The following is a 19,085-nucleotide window of genomic DNA, read 5'->3' on the forward strand; positions in this document are numbered from 1 at the left end:
CCGCAATGACGCACCTCCGTAGCAAGCGCTTGCCCAGACCGGGTGTCGCCCTGGCCGCCGTAGCCGGCCTGGTCGCCGCCCTGGGACTGGGCGCGACCGGTGAGGCGAGGGCCGCCGAACCCGCCCGCGTCGCGACGTACACGCCGGATGCCTCGCGCTGGGCCGACCGGGCCCACGGCTTCGCCTCGCTGGCGGGTGGCACCACGGGCGGGGCCGGCGGCAAGGTCGTCACGGTCACCGACCAGGCGTCGCTGGCCAGGTACGCGGCCGCCGAGGAGCCGTACGTCATCCGGGTGGCGGGAACGGTGGCCGTCGAGCCCTTCGGCTCGGACATCGTCGTCGCCTCGAACAAGACGATCATCGGCGTCGGCGACACCGGTGAGATCGTCCACGGCGAACTGCACCTGAACCCCGGCACGCACAACGTCATCATCCGCAACCTGACGATCCGCGACTCCTACGTCCAGGGCGACTGGGACGGCAAGACCACCGACTTCGACGCCATCCAGATGGACGCCGTCCACCACGTCTGGATCGACCACAACCGCTTCACCCACATGGGCGATGGCCTGCTCGACATCCGCAAGGACAGCCAGTACGTCACCGTCTCCTACAACCAGTTCAGCGACCACAACAAGGCGTTCGGGATCGGCTGGACGAACAATGTCCGGACCCAGATCACCATCGACCACAACTGGTTCACCGGCACGAAGCAGCGCAATCCCTCGGCGGACAACTGCGCCTACGCGCACCTCTACAACAACTACGTCTCGGCACAGGTGGCCGACGGCGACCCCGTGTGGACGTACGGGAACTGGTCCCGGGGCCGCACCAAGATGGTCATCGAGAACAGCTACTACGACCGGGTCCAGCACCCCTACCAGGCCGACGCCACCGCGGAGTTGGTGGAGCGGGGGTCGATCCTCAGGAAGACGAGCGGGCGGACCGACGAATGGGGTGCCGCCTTCGCCCCGCGCGACTTCTACGACTACCGGCTGGACCCCGCTGCGGCCGTCCCCGCCCTGGTGAAGAAGTTCTCCGGTCCGCAGCAGCGGATCGGTGTGACCCTCCACGTCCCGGGCGCCTACCCGACCGTGCAGGCCGCCGTGGACGCGGTCCCCGACGGCAACGGCGTGCCGGTGACGATCGCGGTCGCACCGGGCACCTACCGGGAGAAGGTGTTCATCCCGGCGGCCAAGCCGAAGATCGTGCTCCGGGGGACCGGACACCACCGCTCCGACACCGTCATCGTCTTCGACACGCCCGCCGAGTACGGGGGCTCGACCGGAAGCGCCACCGTCCGGATCGCCGCGAACGACGTCACCGCACGCAACCTCACCTTCAGCAACGACTTCGACGAGGCCTCCGTCGAGCTGAAGGGCGAGCAGGCCCTGGCGATGAAGACGACCGGCGACCGGATCGTCTTCGAGGACACCGCGTTCCTCGGCAACCAGGACACCCTGATGACCGACAGCCCCAAGCTGAACGTGATCAGCCGGGTCTACGTCCGCGACTCGTACATCGAGGGCGACGTCGACTTCATCTACGGGCGCGCCACGACCGTGATCGAACGGTCCGTGATCAAGGCGCTCAGCCGCGGGTCGACGACCAACAACGGGTGGATCACCGCCGCTTCGACGTGGACGGGCAACCCGTACGGGTTCCTGATCACCCGCTCGAAGATCGTGAGCGACGCACCGGCCGGGAGCTTCCACCTCGGCAGGCCGTGGCACCCGGGCGGCGAGCCGAACGCGGTGGCCCAGGTGCTGATCCGCGACACCCGGCTGCCCGCCGCGATCAAGTCCTCGCCGTGGACCGACATGAGCGGCTTCTCGTGGAAGGACGCCCGCTTCACGGAGTACCAGAACTACGGCCCTGGGGCCGGGGTCACCGAGGACCGGCCGCAGATGAGCGACGAGGACGCGAGGACGCACACCGTCACCGCTTACCTCAAGGGCAACGACAACTGGGCGCCCCACGCCCGCCGCTGACCGCCACAGCTTCATATCTCCGTTTGATCCAGAAGAGAGAGCCGACCAATGAAGAGCAGCATTCGCAGAAGCAGGCGCGTGGCCACAGCCGTCGCCCTGGGCTCCGTCCTCGCCCTGACCGCGACCGCCTGTGGTGACGACGGCAGCGGCGCCGGGGGCGACAAGGGGGCCGAGGGCAGCGGCAAGGGCAAGATCGTCTTCTGGGACAACAACGGCGGTGTCCGCACGGACATCTGGAAGCAGATCATCGCCGACTTCGAGAAGGCGAACCCGTCCGTCAAGGTCGAATACGTGGGCATCTCCGCCACCGAGTACCAGTCCAAGGTCGACACCGCCATCCAGGGTGGCGGCCTGCCGGACGTCGGCGGTGTCGGCGCGGCGATGGCCGCCGGGTTCGCGGCCCAGAACGCGCTGGACCCCCTGGACGGCCGGCTCGGCAAGTCAACGCTCAAGGGCAAGCTCAACGAGGGCATGGTCGAGTCGCTGAAGTCCGCCGGTGGCGGCGACGTGCTGTATTCGATCCCGACCTCCGCGAACAACGGCACCCTCTACTACCGCACCGACCTGTTCAAGAAGGCGGGCCTGGAAGCGCCCACCACGTGGGAGAACTTCTACGAGGCCGCCGCGAAGCTCACCAACGCCAAGAAGAACGAGTTCGGCTACACCATCCGCGGCGGCGCGGGCTCCATCGCACAGGCTCTGGACGCGATGTACGGGCAGTCCGGCATCACGTCCTTCTGGGACGCCGGTGGTAAGAAGACCACGGTCAACGACCCGAAGAACGTCGAGGCGCTGGAGAAGTACGCCGGTCTGTACAAGAAGTACACGCCGGCCGCCGACCTCAACAACGACTTCACCAAGATGGTCGCGCAGTGGGACTCCGGCACGATCGGGATGCTCAACCACAACCTGGGCTCCTACCAGGACCATGTGAAGGCGCTCGGTACCGACAAGTTCCGCGGCATCCCGCAGCCCACCGGCCCCGGCGGAAAGCGCGTCCAGGTCTCCAACCCGGTCGACGGCCTCGGCCTGTTCAAGAGCTCCAAGAACAAGGAGGCCGCCTGGAAGTTCATCGAGTTCGCCGCCGCGCACGAGTCCAACTCCAAGTGGAACGAGTCGGCCGGCGCCATCCCGTCCAACACGGAGGCCGCGAAGGACGCTTGGATTTCCAAGGCCGAGCCGACCAAGCTCGCCGCCGGGGCCCTCAACGACGGCTCCACCACCATCGTCCAGCTGCCGTACTACCTGCCGGACTGGAACACCATCTCCAAGGCCGACAACGAGCCCAGCTTCCAGAAGGTCCTGCTCGGCGACATGAGCGCCGAGGACTTCCTGGACAAGATGGCCGATCAGCTGAACGAGGCCCAGGCGGAGTGGGACCAGCAGAAGGGCTGAGGCTGCAAGGTCTCGCCCCGGGGCGGCCTGCGCTGTGCAGGCTGCAGGCCGCCCCGGTCTGGTCGCACCCGTTGCGGAGCCGAGTACGGAAAACACCCCCGTGCCCCTGAGGGCCCGTTGAAAGAAGGGTATGTCGTGTCACTGAGCCGTAGACAGGTCACCGCGGCCGCTGTCGCCGCCGTTCCTCTCACCTTCGCCGCGACCGGTACCGCACAAGCCACCGGCCGCCGCGCCCGAACCCTCTACATCGCCGGTGATTCCACCGCCGCGCAGAAGTACGCCGACGCGGCGCCCGAGACCGGGTGGGGAATGGCGCTTCCGTTCTTCCTCAACAAGGATCGGCCGGTCGCCAACCACGCCGTCAACGGCCGGAGTTCCAAGAGCTTCTTCGATGAAGGACGACTCGCTGTCATCCTCCGGCAGATCCAGTCGGGCGACGTCCTGCTCATCCAGTTCGGACACAACGACGAGAAGGCGGAGGACCCCACGCGGTACACCCAGCCCTGGTCGACGTACCAGCAGTACCTGCGGCAGTACATCGACGGGGCCCGGGCGCGTGGGGCGCGGCCCGTGCTCGCCACGTCCGTCGAGCGGCGCAAGTTCGACGCGGCCGGCAAGGCTCTGCCGACGCACGGCGACTACCCGGCGGCGATGCGGGCGCTCGCCAAGCAGGAGCAGGTGACGCTGCTCGACATCCAGGCGCTGTCGATCGCGCTGTGGCAGCGGCTCGGGGTCGAGGAGACCAAGAAGTACTTCAACTGGACCGCGACCGAGCAGGACAACACGCACTTCAACCCGCCGGGGGCCATCGAGGTGGCCCGGCTCGTGGCGCGGGAGCTGCTGCGGACCCGGGTGCTCGCGCCGAGCGAGGTGCGCCGGCTGGACGAGACAGTTCCCGAGTCCTGGATCACCTGGCCGAAGGCCACCGTGTAGCACCCCCGGCCCCTCGAAAAGGAGATCCGCATCATGAACGCACTCGTATGGCATGGGCATGCCATAAAGAAGACCGCCGCCCTCGCCGGCTGCACCGCACTGGCGCTGTCCCTCACCGGCACCGCCACCGCCCAGGCCGACTCCCGCGATCTCACCCGACAGACGCTCGGGGCGAAGGACGGGTGGGGGTCACACGGCACCGAGACCACCGGCGGTTCCGCCGCCGACGCCGAGCACGTGTACACCGTGACCACCTGGGCCCAGTTCAAGTCCGCCCTCGCCGCGGGCGGCAGCGCGCCGAAGATCATCAAGGTGAAGGGGACCGTCGACGCGGTCTCCGAGGGGTGCGACGCCTTCGCCGCGCCCGGTTACGACTTCGACGCCTATCTGAAGAAGTACGCCCCCGAGACGTGGGGGCTGGACAAGGACCTGAGCGGAGAGCCGGCCGACAGCCCCGAGGGCCTGCGCCGCGCCTCCGCCGACAACCAGGACCAGACCATCAAGGCCAACGTGCCCGCCAACACCACCATCATCGGGGTCGGGAAGAACGCGGGCTTCAAGGGCGCCAGCCTCCAGATCAAGGGCGTGGACAACGTCATCGTCCGCAACCTCACCTTCGAGAGCCCCCTCGACTGCTTCCCGCAGTGGGACCCGACCGACACCTCCACAGGCGCCTGGAACTCCGAGTACGACACCGCCGTCGTCTACGGCTCCACCCATGTCTGGATGGACCACAACACCTTCACCGACGGCAGCCACCCCGACAGCAAGGCACCGACGTACTTCGGTGCGCTGTACCAGCAGCACGACGGCGAGCTGGACATCGTCCGGGGATCCGACTACGTCACCGCTTCGTGGAACGTGTTCGCCGACCACGACAAGACGCTCATGATCGGCAACAGCGACAGCGAGTCGACGGCCGTCGGCGACCGGGGCAAGCTCAAGGTGACGCTCCACCACAACCTGTTCCGGAACGTGATCGAGCGCGCGCCGCGCGTCCGCTTCGGGCAGGTCGACGCGTACAACAACCACTTCGTGGCCGGCCAGGACTACGTCTACAGCTTCGGCATCGGCAAGGAGTCCCGGCTCGTCGCCGAGCACAACGCCTTCACGCTGCCGAACGGGGTCAGCCCGGCGAAGATCCTCAAGAAGTGGATGGAGGCCCCGGTCACGGCCGCGGACAACTACGTCAACGGCAAGAAGACCGACCTGATCGCCGTGCACAACGCGGAGATCCCCGAGGAGACCCTCCAGGCGGACGCCGGCTGGACGCCGACCCTGCGCACCAAGGTCGATTCGGCGAAGGCCCTCCCCGGCATCGTCGACCACCGCGCGGGTGCCGGCCGCATCTGCTGACGCCCCCGAGAACCGGCCGGGCCGGGCGCACGCCACGAGGTGTGCCCGGCCCGGCCCCCGACCGGACCAACCCCCCGCACAGCCGCACCGTGAAGTGAAGGGACAGCCGCATGTCCTCGCACGTCCACCGTTCCCTCTCCCGCAGGGGATTCCTCGTCGCGAGTGCCGGGGTGGCCCCCGCTCTCGCCCTCGCGCCGGTGCCCGCACGGGCCTCCGGGCGGCAGCGCCCGTTCGGCCGGTACGGTTCACCGGCCGCCCGCCTCGACCTCAGGACGCTGTACGTCGATCCGCAGGGCCGCGGCGACCACCGCTCCGTCCGTGCCGCCGTCGCCGCCACCACCGGCAGCGGCTGGACGCTCGTCCTCGCCCCGGGCGTCCACCGGGAAACCGTGGCCGTCGACCGCACCCGCACCGAGATGACCTGGATCGGGGCGAGCGAGAACCCCCGCGACGTCGTCATCGTGTACGACAACGCGGCCGGGACCCCCAAGCCCGGCGGGGGCACCCACGGCACAACCGGCTCGGCCACCACCACCGTGCAGGCCGACGGGTTCACCGCCCGCTGGATCACGTTCGCCAACGACTGGCTGCGCGCCGACCACCCGGAGATCACCGGCACCCAGGCCGTCGCCCTCAAGGTCCAGGGCGACCGGTCCGCGTTCCACCACTGCCGGTTCCTCGGCCACCAGGACACCCTGTACGCCGACTCCATGGCGCTGGGCACCTTCGCCCGCCAGTACTTCGGCCACCGCTACGCCGAGGGCGACGTCGACTTCGTCTTCGGACGGGCGACCGCCGTCTTCGAGCGGTGCCACTTCCGGACCCTCACCCGGACCGACCTGGCCGGCGCCCCCTACGGGTTCGTCTTCGCGCCGTCGACCGCCGGCGCCAACCCGCTCGGCTACCTGGTGACCCGCAGCAGCGTCAGCAGCGCGGCACCCGACGGCTACTACAAGCTGGCCCGGCCCTGGGTGCCCAGCTCCGACACCACCGCCCGCCCCATGCTCACCGTGCGGGACACCCGGCTCGGCCCGGGCATCGACGTGGTCGCCCCCTACGCCAACATGTCGGACTCCTACCCGTGGCAGGCCCAGCGCTTCGCCGAGTACCGCAACACCGGCCCGGGCGCGGCCATCACGGTCCCCGCCGACCGCCCCCAGCTCACCCTCGCCCAGGCCCGGTCGCACACCAGGCAGACCTACCTCGGCGACTGGCGGCCGTATGCGTAGGGCCGCCGTGCTCCTCCTCGGTCTCTGCCTGCTCTGGCCGGGCACCCCGGCCTCCGCCGCCGACCGAGCCCCTGCCGAACGCGCCCCGACCGGCTGGGCCTCGACCGGCCCCGGCACGACCGGCGGGGCGGGCGGGCGGACCTGGACGGTGGACACGCGCGCCGAGCTCAAGGCGGCCCTGGCGAACGACGGCGAGCCGACCGCGCCCAAGGTGATCCGGGTCGTCGGTGACGTCGACGGCCATGAGAGCGACGACGGTTCGCTGCTCGGCGAGCAGGACTACGCACCCGGATACGACCTCCGCCGGTACATGTCCTGCTTCGGCGAGGACGGCTCCGCCTGGTCCGACACCCGCTTCGAGTACTGCAAGCGGCAGCGGCAGCTGCGGCAGACCGGGTCGAACAAGGAGAAGGCGCAGATCCAGCTCACCGTGCCCAGCAACACCACCCTCGTCGGCGCCGGACGTGACGCCCGGCTGCTCGGGGTGTTCCTGACCGTCAACACCGGCAGCAACATCATCGTGCGCGACCTGCGCCTGGAGGCGCCCGTCGACCACTTCACCAGCTGGTCCCCGGGCGACGGCGCCCGGGGCAGCTGGAACGCCCGCTTCGACGCACTGACCGTGATCACCGGCAGGAACATCCGGATCGACCACTGCACCTTCACCGACGGCCGCTTCCCGGACGGCGCGGCCCCCCTCGGCTTCCACGGTGAGCGTGTGCAGCGGCACGACGGGCTGCTGGACATCGAGGACGGCTCCGACCTGATCACCGTCTCCGACAGCCGGTTCGAGGACCACGACAAGGCGATCCTCGTCGGGTCGGGCGACGGGCGCGGCGACCGCGACCGCGGGCACCTGAAAGTGACCTTCGCCCGCAACCTGTTCACCGGCATCGTGCAGCGCGCCCCGCGCGTCCGCTTCGGGCAGGTGCACGTCGTCAACAACGTCCACCGGGGGCGGGACCCGCTCTATGCCCTCGGCGTCGGCGTGGAGTCCGCGATCTTCTCGGAGCGCAACGTCTTCCGGTACCCCGGGGGCAGGCCGTCGCTCGCCGTCGCCGCCTACGGGGGCACGCAGTTCCACGACGCCGGCTCCTGGTTCAACGGCCGGCCCGCCCGCCTGAACGCCGTGGCGAACGCTCTCGGCCTGGGGAACGACGTCGGCTGGGACCCCGCCGACGCGTACCGCCACCGCGCCCTGACCTCCCCGGCGGCCGTCGAGCGGTACGTACTGCGGCACGCCGGAGCGGGGAGGCCCCATGGACGCCCATGAAACCCTGGGACGGCGGGGGTTCGTCGTCGGGGCGGGGGCCTCGCTGCTGGGCGCGGGAGCGGTGGGCGCGGCGGAGGCAGCGGTCGTGGACGGGTCGCTGCCGGACTTCCACCCGGCGCTGAAGGAGGCACTGACCTTCCCGCTCGCCTGGGGCAGGTCCCCGATCCGCGACATCCGCGCCTGGCGGCGTGCCGCCCGCGCCACCGTGGAGGAGCACCTCCTCGTCGAGCGGCAGGACGGGACGCCGTACGCGCCGGAGTTCACCGGCCGTTCCCGGACCGGGGACTACACCCGCGAGCGGGTGACCGTCTCCCTCACCCGCTACGAACGGGTGCGCGGCGCCCTGCTCACCCCGCACGGCCGCGGGCCCTTCCCGGCGGTGCTGCTCCTGCACGACCACGGCGCCAGGTTCGACATCGGCAAGGAGAAGCTCGTCCGGCCCTGGTACGACGACGTGCGGCTCGCCTCCGCGCAGGCGTGGGCCGACAAGTACTTCAGTGGACGGTTCGTCGGTGACGAACTGGCCCGGCGCGGCTATGTGGTGCTCTGCCTGGACGCGCTCGGCTGGGGCGACCGCGGTCCGCTCGCCTATGAGCAGCAGCAGGCCCTGGCGTCCAACTTCCTCAACCTCGGCTCCTCACTCGCCGGGCTCATGGCCCGGGAGGACCAGCGGGCCGCGGCCTTCCTGGCCGAGCTCGACCGGGTGGACGCCCGGCGGGTCGCGGCCGTCGGCTTCTCCATGGGCGCCTACCGCGCCTGGCAGACCGCCGCCCTCGGCGACCACGTCGCGGCCGCCGCGAGCGTGTGCTGGATGACCGGCCTGAAGGAGATGATGGTGCCCGGCAACAACACCCTGCGCGGGCAGTCCGCCTACTACATGCTCCACCCCGGCCTCGCCCGGCACCTCGACATCCCCGACGTGGCGAGCATCGCCGCACCCAAGCCGATGCTGTTCCTCGACGGTGGCCTCGACACGCTGTTCCCGGCCGAGGGGGTGCGGGTCGCCTACGACAAGCTGCGTGCCGTCTGGCGCTCGCATCACGCCGGGGAGCGGATACGGACGAAGACGTGGCCGGAGCTCGGCCACGTCTTCACCGCACCCATGCAGGACGAGGTCGTCAGCTGGCTCGACGACGTCCTGTGAGGCTCACCGCCGTACCGGCTTGATCCCCTCCAGGGTCGGCACCACGGGCTTGATGCTGCCGTCGGCCGCGAACTCCATGCGGTCGACGGTCGTCTCGCGGTGCATGCCGTCGCCGCCCGGCAGGCCGGGGCCGTTGAGGGCGAAGCGGTGGTAGACCATGTACCAGTCGTCGGTGCCGGGGGTGTTCACCACCGAGTGGTGACCGGTGCCGAGGATGCCGTACTCGGGCCGCTTCTGAAGGATCGTCCCGCGCTTGGTCCACGGGCCGAGCGGGGACGGCCCCGTCGCGTACGCCACGTGGTAGTTCTCGCTGCGGGTGTCGTCCTCCGACCACATGAAGTAGTACGTGCCCTTCCGCTTGATCACGAAGGAGCCCTCGCGGAAGTTGTCCGGGGTGATGTCCTTCACCTTCGAGGCGTCGAAGGACACCATGTCGTCGTTCAGCGGCACGACGTACCCGTGGCCGTTGCCCCAGTACAGGTAGGCCTGGCCGTCGTCGTCCGTGAAGACCGCCGGGTCGATCATCTGGCCCTTGAGCGAACCGCCCTTGGCGACCAGCGGCTTGCCGAGCGCGTCCTTGAAGGGGCCCGCGGGGGAGTCGGCCACCGCCACGCCGATCTGCTGCTCGGCGCAGTAGTAGAAGTAGTACTTGCCGTTCCGTTCGGCGATCGCGGGGGCCCAGGCGTTGTTGTCGGCCCAGCTCACGTCGGGACCGAGGTCGAGGATGACGCCGTGGTCCTTCCAGTTCACCAGGTCCTTCGACGAGTAGGCCTTGAACCTGGTGCCGCTCCAGCCCTGGAAGCCGTCCGTCGTCGGGTAGATCCAGTACCGGCCGTTCAGGTAGTGCACGTCGGGGTCGGCGTTCAGGCCGGGCAGCAGGGGGCTGCGGGTGGGCACCGCCTCGACCGTCCAGGTGCGCCTGGTGCCGTCGGCGGCCGTGACCGTGTACTTCTGCGGTGTGCGGAAGTCGCGCCGGGTACCGGACTTCGGGCTGAGTTTCGCGCCCTCACCGACCCACAGCTTCGGGGCGAGGCCCCGCAGATCGGCGTCCGGCCGCATGGGCAGGACGACCTTGGAGGCGCTGTCCGTGACGATCGCGTAGCCCTTCTGGTGCTTCGCCGTCGCGTCCACGACCGAGGTGGAGGTGGAGGGGTAGGCGGCCAGCAGGCGGTCGTACTCCTGCTGCGTCACCGGGAGCACCGTGCCGTGCCGGGGGCTCGCCGGGAGCTGGTAGTTCGTCGACGGGGTCCACTTGCCGGAGGCGAGGTCGGTGGTCTCGAAGGGCACGTAACCGCGGCCGCCGTACTCGTCGATGAACAGGTACCACTTCTTCTCGGTGTTCGACTTGAACACCGTCGGGCCCTCACCGCGGTCCATCGCGCCCTTGCCGATGCAGTCGGCCACGAGGTCGTACTTCGTGGACGTCAGCGAGGTCGACTTCTCGCCGGTGACGAACTTCGAGCAGGGGCTGGAGGAGCTGGGGTCCCGCTCGTCCTTGGTGTAGCGGTAGTACTCGTCCTCGTACTTCACGACGGTGGAGTCGATCACCGAGTAGCCCGGGTCGTTCCAGATCTTCGGCTCGCTGAAGGTGCGGAAGTCCTTCGTGGTCGCGTACAGCATCTTGTTGTACGTGTCGCCCTTGTGGTCCGGGTCGTCGTCGGCGTACAGCTTCGACGCCCAGAAGACGACGTACTCACCGAGCTTGTCGTCCCAGTAGGCCTCCGGGGCCCAGGTGTTGCCCGCGCTGTCCGGCGAGACCTTCACCAGGCGCTGGTCGGTCCAGTGGACGAGGTCCGTGGACTCCCAGACCATGATCGACTTGCTGCCGTGCCGCTGGACGTCGTCCCAGCTGCCGCTGGAGTTCTGGTACATCCGCAGGTCGGTGGCGATCAGGTAGAACTTGTCGCCCTGGGGGGAGCGGATCACGAACGGGTCGCGCAGGCCCTTCTCGCCGGTCGTGGACGTCAGGACCGGCTTGCCGGCGTTCAGCTCACGCCAGTGCAGCGGGTCGTTGCCGCGGCTGAGGGCGTAGCGGATCTGTTCGCCGTCGGCGGTGCCCTCACCGGTGAAGTAGGCGAAGAGATAGCCGGCGTACGTGCTGTGCTTCACGGGTGGGGCTCCGGGGTCGGCGGTGCTGGGCGGCGCGGCGAGGAGGGTCAGGAGCAGGCCGGTGAGGGCCAGGAAGGGGAGCAGGAGCGTGCGGGCGATGCGGGGGCGCATGACACTTCCTGTCGGAGTGTGGGGGATTCTGTTGGGTAACAGCCTTCGGAGTTTCACTGGAGCGACGCAGGGCGTCAACGGGTGTGCGTGAGGCCGGCGTTTCCGAAACTTTCGGAACACCGGGAACCCGGCGCACGTGACGGCGGCAACCCTTTCCCGGGCGGCGGCGACTGGTGGACGGAAACGGGCCGGAGCGGGCCCCTCAGAGCCGTTTCCGTCCCGACCCCCAGGAGAAAGGAACGCTCTGTGCTGCCGAGCGCCGGACGCCATCGCAGGACGCGCACGCTCTCCATCGCCGCAGCCGTGGCCTGTGCCGCGGGGGCCGGCGGCGTCTACCTCGGGCTGTCGACCGGCGGCGCGGGGGCCGCCTCGACGACGGTCACCGTCACCGGCACGGCCCAGCTCGAACGAGCCGTCCGCAACGCCACCGCCGGCACCGTGATCCAGGTCCGCGGCGGCACCTACCACCCGTCCGCCACCCTCACGTCCAGGGCGAACGGCACCCGTTCGGCGCCCATCACCCTGCGGGCGTACGACGGTGAGAAGGTGCGGATCGACGGCTCGAAGCTGCCCGCCGGCTCCTGGCTGGCCGCGATCCACGGCGACCACTGGACCGTCGAGGGTCTGGCCTTCGTCAACTCCCCGGCCCAGGGCCTGGTCGTCACGTCCTCGGTGGGCGGGGTCTTCAGGAACCTGGTCACCGCCGGCAACGGCGACTCCGGCTTCACCCTCCGCGGCGACGGCACCACCGGCAACCTTGTGCAGAACCTGGACAGCCACGGCAACTACGACCCGGGCGGCCACGGCCAGAACGCCGACGGCATCGCGGTCAAGTTCGGCTCCGGGACCGGGAACCGGATCACCGGAGCCCGGCTGTACGACAACTCCGACGACGGCCTCGACCTGTGGCAGTTCTCCTCGCCGGTCACCATCGAGCACTCCTGGGCCTTCGGCAACGGCGAGAACCGGTGGAACGACACGGCCTTCGAGGGTGACGGCAACGGTTTCAAGCTGGGCGGCGGGGGAGCGTCAGCCGCCCACCTCGTCACCGACAACGCGGCCTGGGACAACACGCTGCACGGCTTCACCGAGAACTCCAACACCGGCGCCGTCGCACTGGACCACAACACCGCCTACGCCAACGCCGGGAGCGGCTTCTTCTTCGCGACCGGCACGGCCCGCCTCGGCAAGAACCTCGCCGTCGGCGACCAGGGCGGAGCGGCGAAGCTCGGTCCCTCGACGGTCTCCGCCGGCAACAACTGGGACGGCGGCATCACCACCCCACCCTTCAGGTCGACGGACACGGCCGGCGCGTACGGAGCCCGGCGGGAGGACGGCTCCCTGCCCGCGACGGCGTTCCTGACGACCGGCTCCTCGATCATCGGCTCGACGATGGACTAGGTTCTGTCCGGCGGATCGTGTGACTGCCGGACCCTTGCTCGTTGTGCCCTGCATGAGGCGGGGTGATCTGACCAATGCCGCATGGTTTCGGCTGGAGCCGCACTTGCCGGTGCCGGGACGGCGTGGCGGACGGTGGAACGATCACCGCAGGTGCCTGTTGCGGAAGTGCACGGCTGGGTAGCTGAATCCTGTGGGTCGGTACAGTCGCGTGCATGCTGAAGCCAGTGCTGCGTGTAGTTGAAGCCGGTGGTCGTACCGTGGACGATCCGACCGAGGAAGCCCTGGGTGACCTGCTGTCTGAAATGAACCTGTCGCACCGGTTTGTGATCTTGGAAAGGCTCGATCTGGAGCCTGTGGATCAGCACTACATTCAGGTGTACCTGAACGACGACCGCAGCTACCAGGTCGAGTACCGCGAAGGCAGTGCAGACAAGCACTACCAGGCCCACGTTCCAAGGCTCCATGAAGTGTTCGGCCCGGAAGAGTCGACCGCCAAGGTGATGATGGACTGGGCTCACGATCGGCAGGGATGGCGGGAGGCGTTGCCGTGGACCCCCATGCCCTTCCAGTGAAGGATTACATCCACTCGTTGATCGCCGCGACCAGTACGGTCGCCTCGTAGCGGACGGCGAGCTTGTCGTAGCGCGTGGCGACCGCAGAGCGATGTCCGCCGCAGGTGATGGTGCCGTCCTGGCCTCGTGCCAGCCGCGCGTCTCAAGGGTGTCTGGCACCTTGGGAATTCCGTTGCCGGAACAGCAGCATTTTCGATCGAATGCCTCCATGACTCATGACGGCCCGGCGGACCATGTGGAGCAGAACCGACGCTTTTGGGATGACCAGGCGGCTGCGTGGCACGGGCCGCTCGCCCGTGATCACTGGGCGCAGGTGGAACCGTCCTGGGGATTGTGGGCCACCCCTGAGTCGCAGGTTTCCCTGCTTCCCGACGGCATCGACGGGATGCGCACCATTGAGTTGGGCTGCGGTACTGCCTACGTTTCCGCTTGGCTGGCCAGAGCAGGAGCCCACCCGGTCGGGATCGACCTCTCGGAGAAGCAGCTCGCCACTGCTCGCGCGATGCAGGCGGAGTTCGGCATCGACTTCCCCCTTGTCCTGGGCAATGCCGAGAAGGTGCCCTACGAGGACAACACGTTCGGCCTGGCGATCAGCGAGTACGGCGCCTCGTTGTGGTGCGACCCCTACCAGTGGATCCCGGAGGCAGCCCGGCTTCTCGTTCCTGGAGGCCGGCTGGTGTTCTCGCGCTACTCATCGCTGTTCGCGCTGTGTGTACCGTCCGAGGGTCCGGTGTCCACCACTCTGTCCCGGACCCAATTCGGCCTGACGCAGCTGAACCGGGGCGATCACGTGGAGTTCGTCCTGCCGCACGGTGAGATGCTCCGTCTGCTGCGGGCCTGCGGCTTCGTCGTTGAAGACCTGATTGAGATTCAGGCGCCCCAGCCTGCGCGGGACTACGCAGAAGTTTCCGCCGACTGGGCCCAGCAATGGCCCAGCGAGGAGATCTGGAAAGCTCGGCTGGCAGGCTGACAGCTCCGCAGGCACCGTGTATCGACTTGAGCCCGGTCACCTGGGCAGCTTCGCGGTTCGCTCCGGGTAGGCGGTGCCGACATAACGCATGGCGGTCTGTTCAGTGATGCCAAAGAGCCTCATGAGTTTGAGCGGGTCACCGGTGGCGAAAGCCTCGTCGAGGATCCGGTCTTGGCGCAGCCTGTCGAGGGTGGGTCCGTTGGGTAGGACGACCTGGCTGAAGGTGACCCTCTGCACGGCCGGGTGGCCCGGGTCGAGGGCGGTTTTCTGGCTGACCAGCAGGTAGGGATTGACGGAGGCGGGGCAGCGTTGGTGGCGGTAAGCCAACCAGTCGGCGGCAAGCCGGTGAGTGAGCTCCTCCAGGTAGAGGGTGTGTCGCAGCAGGCCTCGGCGCAGTTCGAGGGTTCCGCGGGCGAGGTTCAGGTCGGCCGGTTCGCGCGGTGCGGAGCTCGGCGGCAGGGACGGCGTGGACGGCGGTCAAGGCGATGGTGAGCGGCGCGAATGGGGTCTCGGCACGGTCGAGCAGGCCAGCCGGCAGGTCGGAGGGAACCGGCCGTGGAATGCCCGTCAAATCGCCCACGGCAAGGTCGCGGAAGATCACCCGCTTGCGCTTGAGAGTCAACGAGTGAACGACCTGCACAGGGCGATCTACCAGCTGAGATGCCGATCCACGCCCACCGGGTGGCCCCCGGGAACCCGCGCGCACTCCAAATATCTCCGCGGCGAGCGCAGCGACCGCGGCGTCGAGGTTCTTGTCCGTGGCCGGGGTGGTCCGGTCTGTGGTGTGCGGTGAGGTCGGTGCCTGCATGCGGGGAGGTCCTTTCGCGGTCAGACCGCCAGGGCGTGGCCGGGCGGACCAGCAGCTCGGCGCCGTGGCGGTCGAGTTCCGCCGACGCGGGCATGACGATCACCACGCGAGTGGTGAAGACTGGATAGATGCGACCTCACGCCCCCGGCGGACTCCTGTTCGTAGCGCTCGGTCTCATCCTTGTCGCCGCCGGCTACGTCTGGAGGGGACGTGTCCTGCGTCCCCTCTCGGCGAAACGGGCCCAGGCAGCCGTGATCCGGGACCGTTCCAGAAACCTGCTGCGCTCTGCGGACATGGCAATCGCCGGAGCGCGTCGCCGGGCCGCACACGACGAACCGGCCATCGTCACGGTCGGAGACGTGACCAGGGTGGCGCGCCGGCACTACGGGTACCTCTTCGTGGAGCGCGAAGAAGCAGCTGCCGCTCTCCGCCAGCGCTATGAGGCCTCCGACTGCCGGGTGGACTGCATGACCGACGCCTTCAACTGACTGCCTCCTCGGCAAGTGCTCGACGCCAGGGTGCCAGAGCTGTCACCTGAGAGTTGGTCACGCTGAAAAGGCGCCGTGATAGGACGCTGGGCCTGGTGGGAGTGGTGCCAGGCTCAGCGTGGGGGTGTGCTCGGAGGCGGCAAAGGTGATCAGCGCTGCTTGCGGCTGGCGACGTAGTCGAGCCAGTCCCGCTTGGCGTACCCAGTCCAGCGGGTGGAGTTGCTGATGCTGGTGGCGGTGAAGTCGGCAAGGACAGATGCCGGCAGGTCGGTGGCCAGCGCGAGACGAGCACTGTTTCGGCTGGCGAGGGTGCAGGACCAATGGGCGAAGGGAGTGAGGTACTTGCGGTGGGGGGAGTGGTGCCTGGGCAAGGAAGGCGTCTGCCCAGCGAGGCAGAGCCTCCAACCGGTCGTCCCGCGGCGGCAGCACCGCGGCGGCAACGAGGACGTCACGAACGTAGCGAGTGGTTGGCGTGTTGGGCAGATCCTCGAGCTGTTGGTTAGGCGGCCTTCGCCGTGGCGGACACGGCGACGCCCCCGTCGGCGCGAAGCGACGGGGGCGTCCTGCCGACCGGCCGAGGGGGGCTCGGCCGGTACCGTCCGGCCGTCCGGAGGGGGGCTCCGGAGGGCCGAGGTGCCGGGACGTCCGGCTGGGGGGCCGGACACCCGGCGTCCCGGTCGGCCCAAGGGGGGACGAGGGCCGACCGGAGTCACTGGGGCGAAGGACCTACTGGTAGCTGATGTCGGAGGCCTTGAACTTGCAGCTCTTGCCGTCCGGGCCGGGCGGGGTCAGCTCCTTGGGCTCCTTGCCGGTGTTGTTGCCCTCGAAGCGCACACAGGTCTTGATCTTCTTCTTGCTGTCGCCGTGGACACGGATCCTCGACAGCGTCGCCGTGTCGCCGTAGTTGGCGTTGACCCCGACGATGGAGTTCATCGGGGCGGTCACGTCGATGTCGCTGAGCACGATCGTGCGCTTGTACTGCGTCTTGCAGTTGCCGCAGGAGCGGACCAGCTTGCCGGCGTTGTGCACCTGGAAGCCGGACACGTTCAGTGTGCCGGCGCCGTTGAACTGCAGCACCTTGTCGTCGGCGTTCTTCGCGCCGCCGCCGATCACCTTGTACACCGCGGAGGAGGACTTGCCCTTGAAGCTGGCCGCGTCCTCGCCGACGTCCGTCCACCACACGTTCTGCAGCGTGCAACTGCCCTTGCAGTGGACACCGTCCGCCGCCGGGGTGCCGATGATGACGTTCTTGAGGACCGCGCCGTCGGCCAGCTCGAAGAGCGGGTCCTGGCCCTCGTCCTGGCTGCCGCCGCCGAGCGCGCCGGTGCCGTAGAACATCTTCATCCCGCCGTCGCGTACACCGGAGACCGGGATCGTCTCGGAGACGGGCGTCTTGCCCTTGTCCGTGGGCCAGGAGGACGCGGCGCCCGCCGTCGACAGCATCGACGTGGTGACGATCGCCGCACCCGTGATGCCGAATGCCGACACCGCGGCGATCACCGCCCGCCGCTTGGTGACACTGCGGCGATGGCGGACGCGCTGTTCTGCTGGTGCAGTCATGTACGGATTCCTCGGATGGGGGGTGGCTCTTGCGCGTAGTGGTCGCCACCGGTGAGGAAAGGGTTGCCGCCTCTTCACGAATCTTCACGAGTCGCCGTCGCCGTCGTCCACGGCGGCGAAACCACCGCCCACCGACAACTGCCGCGAACCGGCCGTGGCCGTCACGGCGTAATCGTCCCCGCCCGCGTCGCGACCGCCGCGGGCGTGGCCGAACTGGCCGGCGAACACCCACTCGCCCACCGGGACCGTGCGGCCCTCCTTGAGGGTCCAGGTGTAGACGAGGAAGCCGTCCCGCTCGGCGACCGCGAGGCTGAAGTCGTCCTCGGGCAGGGAGCGCCAGGCACCCGCGTCGGATACCCCGCCGGTCTGGGCGACCCGCAACCGCACGGTCAGCGCGGTCAGTTGCTCGCGGGTCTTGAGCGTGACGTTGCTCTGCGCCCAGAAGTCGTTGCTGTGCGGGTCGACCGAGCCGTCCGACCACAGGGGGCCGTCCTCCGCTGTGGTGCGCGGCCGCTCGGCGGCCGGGGCACTCGGCGTCCCCGACGGCGGGTGCCCGGACTCGCGGCGCTCGGGCGGGCGGCTCGGTGCCGGCTTCACCGTCACCGGGGGTTCGGTGGCCCGGCTCGTCGCCTCCGGGGACGGCGTGGGCGCCGGACTCGGCGTGGTCGCCACCTCCCGCTGCTGCGGAGCGGTCTCCTCCTTCACCGCGGACGCCACCGCGTAGCCGCCCACCGCCAGGACGCCGGCGACCGCGGCGGTCGCCCCCGCCACCCGCATCCAGCCGAACACCGGCGGACGCGCCGTGCGATGGCCGGAGCCGGCCGGACCGGCCATGCCCCGTTCGACCCGGGCCAGCATGCGCTCCCGGTCGGGCTCGTGCGCCCCGGCCGCCTCGTGCAACCGGGCGCGCACCTCCTCGTGCACGTCCCGCCGCATGCTCATCGGTCCCTCCCTCCGCCCTCACCGGTGCGCACACCCTCCACAGCCGGTGAGCAGCGGGGAGCGCCCAGCGTCGCGTGCATCCGCTGCGGCACGCCCTGCGTCCCCAGCAGCCGCTGGAGTTCGGCCATTCCCTTCGAGGTCTGGCTCTTCACCGTACCCACCGACACACCGAGCGCCAGGGCGGTGTCCTTCTCCGACAGGTCGAACGCGTGCCGCAGCACCACACAGGCCCGCTTGCGGAACGGCAGCCGGCGCAGCGCCTCCTGCACGTCGACCACGCCCGCGACGTCCGGGTTCTCGGTGTTCTCCTCGCGCTGCGACCAGAACAGGGCGATGCGCCGCCGCTCGCGCACCGCGCTGCGGATCCGGGTGCGGGCCAGGTTGGCGACCACTCCGCGCGCGTACGCCGCCGGATGGTCGGCCGCGCGCACCCGGTCCCAGCGGTGCCACAGCGCCAGCAAGGCGTCCGCCGCCAGGTCGTCGGCGGTGTCCGACTCGCCGGTCAGCAGGTGGGCGAGGCGGGAGAGTTCGGCGTAGTGACGCTCGAAGAAGGCGTGGAATTCCACGGAGGCGGCGTCGTCGACGACCGTGCCCACGGGCGACCTCTCCTCCCAGCGGCTACGGGCGCTCCCGGCCGGGGCGCCCTGTGGCTGTCATGTAGATGACATGTGATCATCCGGGGGAGGCCCGGACGAGATCGGGAAGCGTAGCAGCGATCGTCGAACAGTTCGTACGGGGCTTCGAACAGTGTATGGCGGGCCGGACTTCGATTTCGTAACACGAAGAAAACCTGAACGTGGTTC

At 69.3% G+C, this 19,085-nt stretch carries 17 protein-coding genes and 1 pseudogene; 12 read left to right on the top strand and 6 right to left on the bottom strand.

What is annotated here, in order from left to right:
- The first annotated feature begins 5 nt into the window (after positions 1-5).
- From FDO69_RS10930 to FDO69_RS10960, 7 genes are all read left to right on the top strand, one after another.
- Entirely contained in the window at positions 6-1,991 is a 1,986-nt protein-coding gene (locus FDO69_RS10930; RefSeq protein ID WP_104779567.1) for a pectinesterase family protein, read from the top strand.
- Between the two features lie 48 nt (positions 1,992-2,039).
- Positions 2,040-3,386, top strand: a complete 1,347-nt coding sequence (locus tag FDO69_RS10935) for an ABC transporter substrate-binding protein (RefSeq protein ID WP_104779568.1) — start codon at positions 2,040-2,042, stop codon at positions 3,384-3,386.
- A 135-nt stretch (positions 3,387-3,521) separates the two neighbouring features.
- Positions 3,522-4,319, top strand: a complete 798-nt coding sequence (locus FDO69_RS10940; RefSeq protein ID WP_104779569.1) for a rhamnogalacturonan acetylesterase — start codon at positions 3,522-3,524, stop codon at positions 4,317-4,319.
- Between the two features lie 33 nt (positions 4,320-4,352).
- Entirely contained in the window at positions 4,353-5,675 is a 1,323-nt protein-coding gene (locus tag FDO69_RS10945; RefSeq protein ID WP_104779570.1) for a pectate lyase family protein, read from the top strand.
- Between the two features lie 110 nt (positions 5,676-5,785).
- Positions 5,786-6,904 (top strand): pectinesterase family protein, encoded by a 1,119-nt coding sequence (locus tag FDO69_RS10950; protein WP_104779571.1) that lies wholly within the window; start codon positions 5,786-5,788, stop codon positions 6,902-6,904.
- Positions 6,897-8,177 (top strand): pectate lyase family protein, encoded by a 1,281-nt coding sequence (locus tag FDO69_RS10955; RefSeq protein WP_104779572.1) that lies wholly within the window; start codon positions 6,897-6,899, stop codon positions 8,175-8,177. The genes FDO69_RS10950 and FDO69_RS10955 overlap by 8 nt, the downstream gene beginning before the upstream one ends.
- Positions 8,164-9,321, top strand: coding sequence for a dienelactone hydrolase family protein (locus FDO69_RS10960; protein ID WP_104779573.1), 1,158 nt, complete (start codon positions 8,164-8,166; stop codon positions 9,319-9,321). The genes FDO69_RS10955 and FDO69_RS10960 overlap by 14 nt, the downstream gene beginning before the upstream one ends.
- Positions 9,322-9,324: 3 nt before the next feature.
- Here FDO69_RS10960 and FDO69_RS10965 read toward each other — a convergent pair whose 3' ends face one another.
- The gene (locus tag FDO69_RS10965) at positions 9,325-11,541 is read right to left on the bottom strand and encodes a glycoside hydrolase family 43 protein (protein WP_104779574.1); all 2,217 of its coding nucleotides are present in this window, start codon (positions 11,539-11,541) and stop codon (positions 9,325-9,327) included.
- A gap of 246 nt (positions 11,542-11,787) precedes the next feature.
- Here FDO69_RS10965 and FDO69_RS10970 point away from each other — a divergent pair, with 246 nt between their 5' ends.
- The 4 genes and pseudogenes from FDO69_RS10970 to FDO69_RS10985 all read left to right on the top strand — a co-directional run bounded on the left by FDO69_RS10970 (position 11,788) and on the right by FDO69_RS10985 (position 14,484).
- Complete coding sequence (locus FDO69_RS10970) at positions 11,788-12,942, top strand: right-handed parallel beta-helix repeat-containing protein (RefSeq protein WP_104779575.1); 1,155 nt, start codon at positions 11,788-11,790, stop codon at positions 12,940-12,942.
- 52 nt (positions 12,943-12,994) lie between these two features.
- A pseudogene (locus tag FDO69_RS10975) lies at positions 12,995-13,090 on the top strand (IS5/IS1182 family transposase); the annotation flags it as partial.
- 64 nt (positions 13,091-13,154) lie between these two features.
- Positions 13,155-13,514 (top strand): hypothetical protein, encoded by a 360-nt coding sequence (locus FDO69_RS10980; protein ID WP_167526566.1) that lies wholly within the window; start codon positions 13,155-13,157, stop codon positions 13,512-13,514.
- 208 nt (positions 13,515-13,722) lie between these two features.
- Positions 13,723-14,484: a class I SAM-dependent methyltransferase gene (locus FDO69_RS10985; RefSeq protein ID WP_104779577.1), complete on the top strand. Its 762-nt coding sequence runs from the start codon at positions 13,723-13,725 to the stop codon at positions 14,482-14,484.
- A 36-nt stretch (positions 14,485-14,520) separates the two neighbouring features.
- Here the strand turns inward: FDO69_RS10985 and FDO69_RS10990 are convergent, their stop codons facing one another.
- The gene (locus FDO69_RS10990) at positions 14,521-14,811 is read right to left on the bottom strand and encodes a hypothetical protein (RefSeq protein WP_234387892.1); all 291 of its coding nucleotides are present in this window, start codon (positions 14,809-14,811) and stop codon (positions 14,521-14,523) included.
- A 609-nt stretch (positions 14,812-15,420) separates the two neighbouring features.
- Here FDO69_RS10990 and FDO69_RS10995 point away from each other — a divergent pair.
- Positions 15,421-15,780 carry a hypothetical protein gene (locus FDO69_RS10995; RefSeq protein WP_234387893.1) on the top strand — a complete coding sequence of 120 codons (360 nt, stop codon included), beginning with the start codon at positions 15,421-15,423 and terminating at the stop codon, positions 15,778-15,780.
- Positions 15,781-15,929: 149 nt separating this feature from the next.
- Here FDO69_RS10995 and FDO69_RS41875 read toward each other — a convergent pair whose 3' ends face one another.
- The 4 genes from FDO69_RS41875 to FDO69_RS11015 all read right to left on the bottom strand — a co-directional run bounded on the left by FDO69_RS41875 (position 15,930) and on the right by FDO69_RS11015 (position 18,878).
- The gene (locus tag FDO69_RS41875; RefSeq protein WP_234387894.1) at positions 15,930-16,151 is read right to left on the bottom strand and encodes a hypothetical protein; all 222 of its coding nucleotides are present in this window, start codon (positions 16,149-16,151) and stop codon (positions 15,930-15,932) included.
- A 355-nt stretch (positions 16,152-16,506) separates the two neighbouring features.
- Positions 16,507-17,340 carry a pectate lyase gene (locus FDO69_RS11005; protein ID WP_104779578.1) on the bottom strand — a complete coding sequence of 278 codons (834 nt, stop codon included), beginning with the start codon at positions 17,338-17,340 and terminating at the stop codon, positions 16,507-16,509.
- An 84-nt stretch (positions 17,341-17,424) separates the two neighbouring features.
- The gene (locus FDO69_RS11010; protein ID WP_104779579.1) at positions 17,425-18,282 is read right to left on the bottom strand and encodes a hypothetical protein; all 858 of its coding nucleotides are present in this window, start codon (positions 18,280-18,282) and stop codon (positions 17,425-17,427) included.
- Positions 18,279-18,878: a SigE family RNA polymerase sigma factor gene (locus tag FDO69_RS11015; protein ID WP_104779580.1), complete on the bottom strand. Its 600-nt coding sequence runs from the start codon at positions 18,876-18,878 to the stop codon at positions 18,279-18,281. The genes FDO69_RS11010 and FDO69_RS11015 overlap by 4 nt, the downstream gene beginning before the upstream one ends.
- Between the last annotated feature and the right edge of the window lie 207 nt (positions 18,879-19,085).

The organism is Streptomyces tibetensis, assembly GCF_007655005.1.
Lineage (GTDB): Bacteria > Actinomycetota > Actinomycetes > Streptomycetales > Streptomycetaceae > Streptomyces > Streptomyces tibetensis.

Bases quoted from the DNA above. Each gene is read 5' to 3' on its own strand.
- FDO69_RS10930 (WP_104779567.1), top strand. From the start codon at position 6: ATGACGCACCTCCGTAGCAAGCGCTTGCCCAGACCGGGTGTCGCCCTG.
- FDO69_RS10935 (WP_104779568.1), top strand. From the start codon at position 2,040: ATGAAGAGCAGCATTCGCAGAAGCAGGCGCGTGGCCACAGCCGTCGCC.
- FDO69_RS10945 (WP_104779570.1), top strand. From the start codon at position 4,353: ATGAACGCACTCGTATGGCATGGGCATGCCATAAAGAAGACCGCCGCC.
- FDO69_RS10950 (WP_104779571.1), top strand. From the start codon at position 5,786: ATGTCCTCGCACGTCCACCGTTCCCTCTCCCGCAGGGGATTCCTCGTC.
- FDO69_RS10955 (WP_104779572.1), top strand. From the start codon at position 6,897: ATGCGTAGGGCCGCCGTGCTCCTCCTCGGTCTCTGCCTGCTCTGGCCG.
- FDO69_RS10960 (WP_104779573.1), top strand. From the start codon at position 8,164: ATGGACGCCCATGAAACCCTGGGACGGCGGGGGTTCGTCGTCGGGGCG.
- FDO69_RS10965 (WP_104779574.1), bottom strand. From the start codon at position 11,541: ATGCGCCCCCGCATCGCCCGCACGCTCCTGCTCCCCTTCCTGGCCCTC.
- FDO69_RS10980 (WP_167526566.1), top strand. From the start codon at position 13,155: ATGCTGAAGCCAGTGCTGCGTGTAGTTGAAGCCGGTGGTCGTACCGTG.
- FDO69_RS10985 (WP_104779577.1), top strand. From the start codon at position 13,723: ATGACTCATGACGGCCCGGCGGACCATGTGGAGCAGAACCGACGCTTT.
- FDO69_RS10995 (WP_234387893.1), top strand. From the start codon at position 15,421: ATGCGACCTCACGCCCCCGGCGGACTCCTGTTCGTAGCGCTCGGTCTC.
- FDO69_RS11005 (WP_104779578.1), bottom strand. From the start codon at position 17,340: ATGACTGCACCAGCAGAACAGCGCGTCCGCCATCGCCGCAGTGTCACC.
- FDO69_RS11010 (WP_104779579.1), bottom strand. From the start codon at position 18,282: ATGAGCATGCGGCGGGACGTGCACGAGGAGGTGCGCGCCCGGTTGCAC.